Raw genomic sequence first — 10,188 nt, 5'->3', positions numbered from 1 at the left:
CACGCCGCCATGCGCCCCGCCCCCGCCCCGGCCGTCCCCCCCCGCCCCGCATCGGAGTCCCCGCTGTGACCCCCGCCCCGCCGCCGCCCCCGGCCCCGCCGCCCCCGCAGCGGCAGCCGCGGCCCGGTCGACCGCCCGGGCGGCCGCCGCGCCCCGCGGACGACCGGCCGGGCGCCCACCGCGCGCCCCGGTCCCGCATCCGGCAGGCATTCGCGGACGCCGGGGTCACCGGCCGGCTACACGCCCGCGACATCGACACCGGCGCCGACCTCGCCGTGGCCGCCGACACCCCGGTCAGCACGGCCAGCGTGCACAAGGTCTGCCTCCTCGCCACCCTCTACCGCGAGGCCGAACACGGCCGCGTCGACCTCGCCGCCCCCGTCGACATCCCCGCCGCCGGCCGCACCCCGGGGCCGACCGGGCTGGGCGCCATGCGCGACGCCGCCCGGCTGTCGCTGCGCGACCTGGCCGTGCTCGCGGTCTCCGTCAGCGACAACACGGCCGCCGACGTGCTGTGGGACACCGTCGGCATCGACGCCGTCAACCGCACCATGGCCGGCCTCGGGCTGACCCGCACCACCGCCGTGCAGAAGGTACGCGACCTCTACGCCGCGCTCGCCGAGGACGCCGGCGACGGCGGCGCCGCCGCGCTCCTCGACCCCGCCCGCGTCGCCCGCCTCCGCGCCCTCGACCCGGCCCGCACCAACCGCTCCACCCCGCGCGAACTCACCGCCCTCCTCGCCGCCGTCTGGCGCGACGAGGTGTGCACCGGCGCGTACGCCGCCGACCTGCGCCGCACGCTGGGCACCCAGACCTGGGGCCACCGGCTGGCGTCCGGCTTCCCCTTCGACGACGTGCGGGTCAGCGGCAAGACCGGCACCCTGCCGACGCTGCGCCACGAGATCGGCGTCGTGGAGTACCCGGACGGCGGCCGCTACGCGGTCGCCGTCTGCACCCGCGCCGCCGCGACGGCCGTCACCCTCCCGGCGGCCGACGCGGTCATCGGCACCGCGGCCCGCCTGGCCGTGGACGCCCTGCGCGCCCCGTGACCGCTCAACCCGCCAGCTGCGCCGGCGCCTCGACGGCGATGCGCTCGAAGACCCGCTCGTCGGCGGCGAAGACGGAGTCCGGGACGGGCCAGTGCAGCACGATCTCGGTGAAGCCGAGGGCGGCGTGCCTGCCGGCGAAGTCGACGAAGGCGTCGAGGGAGTCCAGCGGCCGGTCCGGGGTGAAGCCGGCGAGCAGCACCTTCTCCATCGCCGCGGTGTCCCGGCCCACCGCGGCCCCCGCCTCGGCGAGGCGGTCGACCTGGGTGCGGACGGCCGCCAGCGAGTCGGCGGCGGTGCCGGTCGCGGAGGTCCGGGGGTCGCCGGTCGTCACCCACGCCTGGCCGTAGCGCGCGGCCAGCCGCATCCCGCGCGGCCCGGTGGCGGCCACGGCGAACGGCAGCCGCGGGCGCTGCACGCACCCGGGGATCGTCCGCACCTCGTGCGCCGCGTAGTACGTGCCCGCGTACGACGTCGTGTCCTGCGTCAGCAGGGTGTCCAGCAGCGGCACGAACTCCCCGAACCGCTCCGTCCGCTCCCGCACCGGCCACGGCTGCTGCCCCAGCGCGGTCGCGTCGAACCCGGAACCGCCCGCGCCGATCCCCAGCGTCATCCGCCCGCCGGACACGTCGTCCAGCGTGATCAGCTCCTTGGCCAGCGTGACCGGGTGCCGGAAGTTGGGCGAGGTGACGAGCGTGCCGAGGCGGAGCCGGTCGGTCGCGGCGGCAGCGGCGGTCAGGGTCGGCAGGGCGCCGAACCAGGGGCCGTCGCGGAACGTGCGCCAGGAGAGGTGGTCGTAGGTGTACGCGGTGGAGAAGCCCAGCTCCTCCGCCCGCTGCCATCGTGCACGGCCGCCGGAGTGCCACCGCAGGATCGGCAGGATCAGGGTGCTCAGTCGCATACCGCGACCCTACGGCCCGCGTTGCGGGGGCGCAGGGGCGCGGTGGCGGGGGTGCCGGGCGCGGTGGCGGGGGTGCCGGGCGCGGTGCCGGGGGTCGGTGACCGGTGGTGCGGGAACCTCCCGCCGGGGCGGGTGCGTCTGTTGCGGCATGGGTGGCGAAGGGGCGCGGGTGCGGGACGTCGGAGCGGGCGGGTGTCTGCTAGCGCTGCTCGGGGCGGCGGCCGCGCCGGTCGCGTGGGCGCCGCGGGCGGCGGTCAGCGTCGACGGCGGGTTCGAGGGCCACGCCCGCGACCTGAGCGTGCTCTACGTCGACCTGCCGCTCGTCGTCCTCGGCGGGGCCCTGCTGCCGCTGGGCGTCTGGGTGCTGGGGCTGCGGTGGGTGCGGCGGCCCTGGGTGGTGGCGCTCGCGGCCGTCGCGGCGCTGGGGCTGGGGGTGTGGGGGCTCACCGAGTGGTGGTCGCCGCGCCGGCCGCCCGACCCCGGGTACGGGTCGGGGATCTGACCGCCCGTCCCCCCGGGGGCGGGCGGCGGGGTCAGGCGAGGACGCCCGTGAGGGGGTCGTAGCGCAGGACCGTGACGTCGCTGTCCGCGGGGTGGCGCAGGCCCCGGGTGCGGACGGTCATGACGCCGACGCGGTAGTGGTCCTCGGTCGCGACGCGCAGCCAGGGGCGGCCGGCGCGCTCGACCGTGACCTCCTCGGCCAGCGTGCCGTCGCGGCCCGCCGCGATGGCGTACGCGGGGCCGGCGGGCGGGGCGATGTCGAGGCCGCCGTCCTCGCGGATGGTCATGGTCGCGACGAGTTCGCCGCGGCCGTCGTTGGCGTCGCCGGCGAAGTCGTAGAGGCGGGCCGGGTCGCCGACGTAGTGGCGCAGGCGGCCGAGGCCGGTGACGTCCATGCCGTTGTAGAAGTTGCGGGCGTCGGCGTCGAGCCAGAAGTGGGTGTTGTGGGTGGGCGAGCCGAAGTCGGGGCCGGAGTTGTACGAGATGTGCCAGTGGGGCGGGTTGTCGGCGTGCAGGGTGTTGTTCGTCTCGAAGCCGGCGACGAACCAGCGGTGCCCCTTGCCCGCCGCGGTGGCCTTCAGGCCGGAGTCGACGAGGATGCGGTGCGCGGCGACGAGCTGGTGGAGCTGCGAACGGGCCTCGGTCGCGGGCCACGCGACGGTCGTCCAGGGGCCGGCGACGCGGTCCGGGTCGTTGTGGTCGAGCTTGTAGTACATGCCCGGCGAGACGTCGGGGTGGCTCCAGATCTGCAGGGTGGGCTGGTTGGCGTCGGCGGAGGGCCGGGTGACGGGGAGGGTGAAGGCGAAGCGGTGGCGGTCGGCGCGGTCGCGTCTGAGACGCAGCCGGGTGTCCATGTGCACGACGGCGGCGACCGGCACGCCGGGCCAGCGGACGGAGACCTCGATGCCGCCGGGGGCGGCGGGGCCGCGGACGAAGGAGTAGTACTCGGCGCGGCTGGCGACGTGGTAGCGGTCGCCGGGCAGGAACTCGTAGCCGTCGGGGAGCGTCACCTCGGGCACCGCCGGGTCGCCGGGGCGGAGGCGTACGAGGCGGAAGGCGGCGTACGCGACGGGGGCGCCGGCGGCGTCGGGTGCGTCGGCGGCGGGGTCGGGGTCGGCGGAGGCGGGGTCGGCGGAGGCGGGGTCGGACAGCGCCAGGGTGAGGCCGGCGGCGGACGCCCCGGTGACCAGGGCGCGACGGCTCAGCGTGCTCATGCGGGATCCCTCTCGGTCGGATGCGCGACGCGGGCCAGCCTGCCGTGTCCGGTGGCCCGCAGACTTTCTGTCCCGCAACGGGCGGTTGAACCCGGGCGGCCTCCCGCGGAACCGGCTACGCGCCGGGCTCGGTGTCCGGGCCGAGGTCAGGGCCGAGGTCAGGGCCGAGGTCAGGGCCGAGGTCGGGGTCGGGGTCTCCGTCCACGTACCGCAGCACTCCCCACATCGCGTCCTCGCCCACGTCCCGCGGCGAGTGGCCGCGGCAGGCGTCGAGTTCCTTGCGTACGGCGTCCGCGTCGATCCCCGAGCCGATCAGCACCAGCCGGGTGGCCCGCTCCTCGCCGCGGCCCCAGCGGGTGGGACGGAAGCGCAGGAAGCGGCCGACCGCGTGCAGCCCGTACTTCTGCGGGTGGCCGGGGACGCCGAAGTGGACGAAGCCCTTGACGCGGTAGAGGCCGGCGGGGCGGGTGTCGAGGAAGTCCAGCAGGCGACGCGGGCTGACGGGCTGGTCGGTGGTGAACTCGACGCTCTCGTACGCGGCGTGGAGGTGCGCGCTGTGGTCGTCGCCGCTGCCGTGGGTGTCGGGGTCCGCGGTGTCGGGGTCAGGGGTGTCGAGGTCGGCGAAGGACAGCTGGCGGTGGCGGGGCGCCGCGGACGCGCCGGGGCCGTCGTCGCCGCCCCTCGGGTCGAAGAACAGCTCCGGGTCCACCCGCCCGTACGCCGTCGCCACCACGGGCGTGCCGGGGCTCAGCTCCCCGATCGCCTCCCGGACGCGGCGTCGTTCGCCGTCGTCGATGCGGTCGGTCTTGTTGAGCACGACGAGGTCGGCGACGGCGAGATGGCGCTCGATCTCGGGGTGCCGCTCGCGGGTGGCGGCGAACTCGGCGCCGTCCACGACCTCGACCAGCCCTCCGTACCCGATGCGGTCGTTCTCGCTGGCCAGCACCATGCGGATGAGTTCCTGCGGCTCGGCGAGGCCGCTGGCCTCGACGACGATGACGTCGATCCGGCCGGTGCCGGCGAGCCGGTCGAGGTAGGCGTCCAGCTCGGCGGTGTCGACGGCGCAGCACAGGCAGCCGTTGCCGAAGGAGACCATCGAGTCGACCTGGCCGGCGACGGCCATGGCGTCGATCTCGATGCTGCCGAAGTCGTTGACGACGGCGCCGATCCGGCTGCCGCCGCTGTTGCGCAGCAGCCGGTTGAGGAGGGTGGTCTTGCCGGAGCCCAGAAACCCCGCGAGTACGACGACGGGGATCCGTCCGCTGCCCACCGGCCACCCTCCCCGGCACCGTCCGTTCTGCCGGCGTCCAGCGTAGCGGCCGGGACCGTCAGCCGTAGCGCTCGATACGGGCCTGGGCGGGCGGGTACGGCGACTGCGCGGTGGTGCCCGCCGACCAGAAGCCGGCCGTGCCCGGTATGCGGGCGAGCGCGGACATCAGCGGGGTCACGCCGTCCGTACCGGCCGGGCCGCGCTCGCTGGTCCAGGCGGTGCCGTTCCAGCGGAGGTAGTGGGCGCTGCCGGGGTCCCGGTAGTCCCAGCCGGCGATGACGGCGGGCTGCCCGGCGGCGTCGGGCGCGATGGCACCGAGGGAGCCGACGGTGAAGGGGGCGGCGACGTCGCTCCACGCCGTGCCGTCGTAGTGGCGCAGGACAACGGCAGGCGGCTTGCCGGGCGGGCCGCCGGCGCCGTGGTCGTGGCCGGTGAGCCAGATGTCGTCGGGGGCGACGGGAAGCAGGTCGGTGACGGAGAGGCGCAGGCCGAAGAGTTCGGGCAGGACGTGCCAGGAACGGTCGTAGCGGGCCACGACGAGCCCGCCGGAGACCCAGGTGGCACCGTCGGCGTCGACGTGGACGTTCCACAGGCTGGGAGAGGTGCCGTCGGCCGTCGGCAGTCCGGGCGACCAGTCCCAGCGGGTGCCCGCGGGGTCGCCGGAGGCCAGCACCCGGGAGGCGCCGGCGCGGGCCCCGGAGATCCGGAGGGTGCCGTCGGGGGCGACGGCGACGGCCCACAGCTCGGTGCCGTCCTCGCCGCGGCCGGGGAAGTCGTGTTCGCGCCAGGTGTCGCCGTTCCAGGCGAGGAGGTGGTCGCCGCCCGCGCGGTCATAGGCGACGGCCCAGGCCGCGACCTCGACCGCGGGGTCGGAGGGGAGGTAGGGGACGGCGGCGACGCTGCGGATGCTGCCGCTGAACGCGAGGTGCGAGACGTCGGTGTGCTGCCAGGCGGAGCCGTCCCAGGTACGGGCGAGGGGGCGGCCCGCGGTGGAGCCGCTGCGGGCCTCCTCGCCCACGGCCCAGGCGAGGCCGGGCCCGGGTCCGGCGGCGATCGCGTGGAGCAGGGCGGCGGGTTCACCCGCCGGTACGGGCACCTCCCGCCAGAAGCCGGCGGAGGGCAGGGTGGGCTCGGCCTGCCGGCCGGTCGCGGCGGCGCCGTGGCCGGCGGCGGTGAGTCCGACCCCGGTGGCGGCGGTCGTGACGGCTAATCCGCTGACAAAGCTGCGTCTGCGCATGTGTGTTCTCCTCCCCTGGACAGGCTGCTCGCCCAGGGTGAGTCGTGGGTATCGAGGGGTCAACCCTGCCTTCGCCCGGGCCCTCGGATCACCGCGGACCGGCCGGGCCGGCCGGACTGACCGGACCGGCCGGGCCGGTCTCCCTGCCGCCGCCGGTCGCCAGGGTGTCCATGCGGCGCTTGTGGACCTCCCGTTCCGTCGCCGAGGTGACGAACTCCGCCGTCGCCGCCGGGCCCACCAGGTCGCGTACCGCCGCCACCGTGGCCGCCGGCAGGCTCACCGGGACCGCCGCCGGGGCGGCGGCCGGCGGCTGGGGCGGGCCGGTGAGGTGCTCGTGGAGCTGGCGCGTGGCCAGGGTGCGCATCGCCCGGGCCAGCTCCGCGTCCATCGTCTGCTGCGCCAGCGGCCGCAGCCGGCGCACCAGCCCGGCGGCCTCGGTCGCCTCCGCGTCCGACGGAGGGTGGTCGAGGTAGCGCTGGAAGACGTACTCGGCGGTGAAGTCGAGCAGTCCGGCGGCTATCTCCTCCACCCGCAGCCGCAGCTGGCGCAGCTGGCCGGTGATGGCGGCGAACGGGACGCCCGCGGCGTGCAGTTCCGCGGCGACCGTGAGCTGTTGGGGGCTGGGTACGAGGAACAGGTCGGGCTCGCCCGGCACCCGCTCCAGCACACCCAGCTCGACGGCCTCCTCGACCGCGGACTCGTCCGCCGCCCCGCCGAACAGCTCCGCCAGCTCCGCCCGGGTCAGCTGCCCGGACTCCTCGTCGCTCCACGGCCCCTGCACCTCGGCGACCAGGCCCAGCACACCGCCGAGCCCGCGGCCCGCGTCCCACGCCTCCAGCAGCTCCTTGATGGACGCCAGGGTGTAGCCGCGGTCGAGCAGGCCGGCGATCTGGCGCAGCCGGGCGAGGTGTTCGTCGCCGTAGACGTTGGTCCGGCCGCGCCGCTCCGGCCGGGGCAGCAGCCCGCGGTCGGCGTACGCGCGGATGTTGCGCACGGTCGTGCCGCTGGCGTGCGCCAGGTCCTCGATCCGGTACTCGCCGGCCGGCCGCTGCGCCCGCTCCCGCCGGTCGGACAGGGCCGCCCGGCGCGGTGCTATCGCGTGGCGTTCCGCGTACGGGCGGTGGGTTTCGGTGCTCACGATGGGGCTCCTGGAAGGCGGGGTGGCTCTGGTCGGGTTAAGGGCCGGTGGCGGGCTAGAGCTTCGGCTCCACCCTGGCTATCGCCCGCAGCGCGCGCGGCGCGAACCTGGCCAGCAGCCGCGCTCCCCGCGCCTCCGGCGTCACCGGCACCACCGCCTGGTTGCGCACGACCGCCCGCAGCACCGCGTCCGCGACCTTCTCCGCGGGGTAGTTCCGCTGTCCGTACCGGCGGTGGGCGCTCTTCCGGCGGCGCGCCTCCTCCTCATCGGAGACACCCGTAAACCGTGTGGTGGTGGTGATGTTGGTCTGTACGAAGCCGGGGCAGACGGCGGAGACCCCGATGCCCTGCCCGGCCAGCTCCGCGCGCAGGCATTCCGAGAGCATCAGCACCGCGGCCTTCGACGTCGAGTAGGCGGGGAGGGCGCGGGACGGCGCGTACGCGGCGGCCGAGGCGGTGTTGACGATGTGCCCGCCCTGGCCGCGCTCGGCCATCTGCCTGCCGAAGAGCCGGCAGCCATGGATGACGCCCCACAGGTTGACGTCGAGCACCCGGCGCCAGTCCGCCGCCGAGGTGTCGAGGAACGGGCCCGACACCCCGATCCCCGCGTTGTTCACCAGCACGTCCACCACCCCGTACGACGAGGCGACGCGCTCCGCGAACTTCTCCATCGCCTCCTCGTCCGCGACGTCCACGGCCTCCGCCCACGCCTCGGGCGCGCCGATCATCCGGCACAGCTCGGCGGTCGTGGCCGCGCCTTCGGCGTCGACGTCCGCCGCCACGATCCGCGCACCGGCCTCCGCGAAGGCGAAGGCCGTGGCCCGGCCGATGCCGCCGCCCGCGCCGGTGACCAGGACCAGCCGCCCGCCGAACCGGTCGGCGTACGGCCCGTCGGGAACCGTCTCCGCCACCGGCCTGCCGTCCTCGTGCGCCAGCACGAACTCGCCGATCCACTCGGCGAGCTGGTCGGGCCGGGTGCGCGGGACCCAGTGCCGGGCGTCGATGGTGCGCCGCAGCAGCCGCGGCACCCAGCGGTCGAGGTCGTCGTAGAGGCTCGGGGAGAGGAAGGCGTCGCCGACGGGGGTGACGAGCTGCACCGGGGCGTGCGCGTAGGCGTCGGGGCGTGGGTGGCGCAGCCGGGCCCGGACGTTGTCGCGGTAGAGCCAGGCGCCGTGCGCCGCGTCGTCGCCCAGGGTGGGTGTCGGGTAGCCGTCGGCGGGGACCTTCTCCAGCCGCCGCAGGATCGCCGGCCAGCGGGCGCCGAGCGGGCCGCGCCAGGCCAGCTCGGGCAGCACGGGGGTGTGCAGCAGGTACACATACCAGGACTTGGCGGTCTGGCCGAGCAGCTGGGCGGCCCGCCGCGGCGTGGGGCGGCGCAGCCGGGCGTTGATCCAGTGCCCGAAGTGGTCGAGGGAGGGGCCGGAGAGGGAGGTGAACGACGCGATGCGGCCCTCCGTGCGCGCCACCGTCGTGCACTCCCAGCCCTGCACCGAGCCCCAGTCGTGCCCGACGAGGTGCACCGGGCGCTCCGGGCTGACGGCGTCGGCGACGGCGAGGAAGTCGCCGGTGAGCTTCTCCAGCGTGAACCCGCCCCTCAGCGGGTCCGGCGCGGTGGACCGGCCGTGGCCGCGGACGTCGTACAGCACGACGTGGAAGCGCTCCGCCAGCCGGGACGCGACCTCGGACCACACCTCCTTGCTGTCCGGATAGCCGTGCAGCAGCACCACCGTCGGCTGCCCGGCGTCCCCCAGCTCCGCCACGCACAGCTCGACCCCCTCGGCGCGGACCCACCGCTCCCGTACGGTGGCGCCGCCGTCCGTCTCGTGTCCGTTCATGCCGCCCGCTCCCTCTCCTGCTCCCGGTCCGCCTCCGCCTCTGCCCACCGCCGCACGTGCGGCAGATCGTCGTCCAGCCAGAACGCGCTCTCCTGCGCGTCCCGCGAGTCCGTGACGACCAGCAGCTCCTCGAACTTCGCGCCCGTGCCCCGGAAGCCCAGATGCGGCTCCACCGCCCACAGCCCCGGCCGCGGCGGGTGCTGCGAGAACCGGTACGGGCTCCACAGCGGCGACCAGCCCTCGCGGTGCCCGCGCAGGGCGTCCTTCGCCAGCCCCTTCAGGCTCTGCGTGCCGAACCCGAAGACGTGCGGCGAGAAGCGCCGCTCCGGGACCCGGTCGACCTTGTGCGCGATGACGCCGAACGGATAGGCGCGGTGCCGGTTGTGATAGCCCTGCCGGACCATCAGCCGCTCGACGTCCTCGTAGATCTCCCGCAGCGGGCGGCGCTCGCGCACCTCGCGCAGGATCAGCTCGCGGTGCACCCGCAGGTCGCGCATCAGCCGGTCGTGCACGGGGTTGGGGCCGAGGCAGCCGGAATAGCCCACGTCGGCCGGATGCCCGCCGTGCACCGGCGCGAGGTCGAGGATGAACGGCATGCCCGGCGCCAGCTCCCGGTTCGTCGGGAAGAACTGCAGCGGCACCCGGAAGCCGGCGAACGCCGTCCGGTCGCCGAACCACGCGAAGGGCAGATGGAACCAGTCCCGCACCCCGCGTCCGCGCAGCCACTCCCGCTGCATCCGCGCGGCCTCCCGCTCCGTCACCCCCGGCCGGAGCTGCGCCGCCACCGCCTCCGCGCACTCGTACGCCAGCCGCTGCACACTTCTGAACCCCCGCAGCACCTCCGGGGACCCGGTGACCGTCATCAGTCCGCCCCTCCCGCTCCCGCCGCGCAACCCGGCATCGGTCAAACCCGCACCGCCCGGGCCGACTTCGCCGAAGCCGGCCCGGACAAAAGCTGACACCAATGACTGTGACATCGGCCCGTGGCTCCGTCAATGCCCGCAGTCGCCCTGTGGATACCCCCGGTAACCTCAGGGTTCCCGGCCC

At 75.8% G+C, this 10,188-nt stretch carries 9 protein-coding genes; 2 read left to right on the top strand and 7 right to left on the bottom strand.

The genetic code is table 11. The features are described 5' to 3' along the window. Positions 1-65 precede the first annotated feature (65 nt). Positions 66-1,049 (top strand): serine hydrolase, encoded by a 984-nt coding sequence (locus ABD317_RS11725; protein WP_425582335.1) that lies wholly within the window; start codon positions 66-68, stop codon positions 1,047-1,049. Positions 1,050-1,053: 4 nt separating this feature from the next. On the opposite strand, the gene ABD317_RS11720 is transcribed toward ABD317_RS11725, so the two are convergent. After that, positions 1,054-1,947, bottom strand: coding sequence for an LLM class flavin-dependent oxidoreductase (locus tag ABD317_RS11720; protein ID WP_344289711.1), 894 nt, complete (start codon positions 1,945-1,947; stop codon positions 1,054-1,056). Positions 1,948-2,116: 169 nt separating this feature from the next. On the opposite strand from ABD317_RS11720, the gene ABD317_RS11715 reads away from it, so the two are divergent. Continuing rightward, on the top strand, positions 2,117-2,449 hold the full coding sequence (locus ABD317_RS11715) for a hypothetical protein (protein ID WP_344289710.1): 333 nt from the start codon (positions 2,117-2,119) through the stop codon (positions 2,447-2,449). Between the two features lie 31 nt (positions 2,450-2,480). On the opposite strand, the gene ABD317_RS11710 is transcribed toward ABD317_RS11715, so the two are convergent. The 6 genes from ABD317_RS11710 to ABD317_RS11685 all read right to left on the bottom strand — a co-directional run bounded on the left by ABD317_RS11710 (position 2,481) and on the right by ABD317_RS11685 (position 10,004). Next, positions 2,481-3,662 (bottom strand): hypothetical protein, encoded by a 1,182-nt coding sequence (locus ABD317_RS11710; protein WP_344289709.1) that lies wholly within the window; start codon positions 3,660-3,662, stop codon positions 2,481-2,483. 115 nt (positions 3,663-3,777) lie between these two features. Beyond that, the gene (locus ABD317_RS11705) at positions 3,778-4,932 is read right to left on the bottom strand and encodes a CobW family GTP-binding protein (RefSeq protein ID WP_344289708.1); all 1,155 of its coding nucleotides are present in this window, start codon (positions 4,930-4,932) and stop codon (positions 3,778-3,780) included. 58 nt (positions 4,933-4,990) lie between these two features. Beyond that, positions 4,991-6,169 carry a hypothetical protein gene (locus ABD317_RS11700; RefSeq protein WP_344289707.1) on the bottom strand — a complete coding sequence of 393 codons (1,179 nt, stop codon included), beginning with the start codon at positions 6,167-6,169 and terminating at the stop codon, positions 4,991-4,993. An 88-nt stretch (positions 6,170-6,257) separates the two neighbouring features. Beyond that, the gene (locus ABD317_RS11695) at positions 6,258-7,244 is read right to left on the bottom strand and encodes a MerR family transcriptional regulator (protein ID WP_344289714.1); all 987 of its coding nucleotides are present in this window, start codon (positions 7,242-7,244) and stop codon (positions 6,258-6,260) included. A gap of 118 nt (positions 7,245-7,362) precedes the next feature. Next, on the bottom strand, positions 7,363-9,141 hold the full coding sequence (locus tag ABD317_RS11690; RefSeq protein WP_344289706.1) for an SDR family oxidoreductase: 1,779 nt from the start codon (positions 9,139-9,141) through the stop codon (positions 7,363-7,365). Beyond that, positions 9,138-10,004, bottom strand: a complete 867-nt coding sequence (locus ABD317_RS11685) for a M24 family metallopeptidase (protein ID WP_344289705.1) — start codon at positions 10,002-10,004, stop codon at positions 9,138-9,140. The genes ABD317_RS11690 and ABD317_RS11685 overlap by 4 nt, the downstream gene beginning before the upstream one ends. Positions 10,005-10,188: the final 184 nt, after the last annotated feature.

Source organism: Streptomyces synnematoformans, from assembly GCF_039531005.1.
Classification (GTDB): Bacteria; Actinomycetota; Actinomycetes; order Streptomycetales; family Streptomycetaceae; genus Streptomyces; species Streptomyces synnematoformans.
Note: the sequence above shows the minus strand (reverse complement) of the source record. Positions and strands in the feature narration are given on the sequence as shown.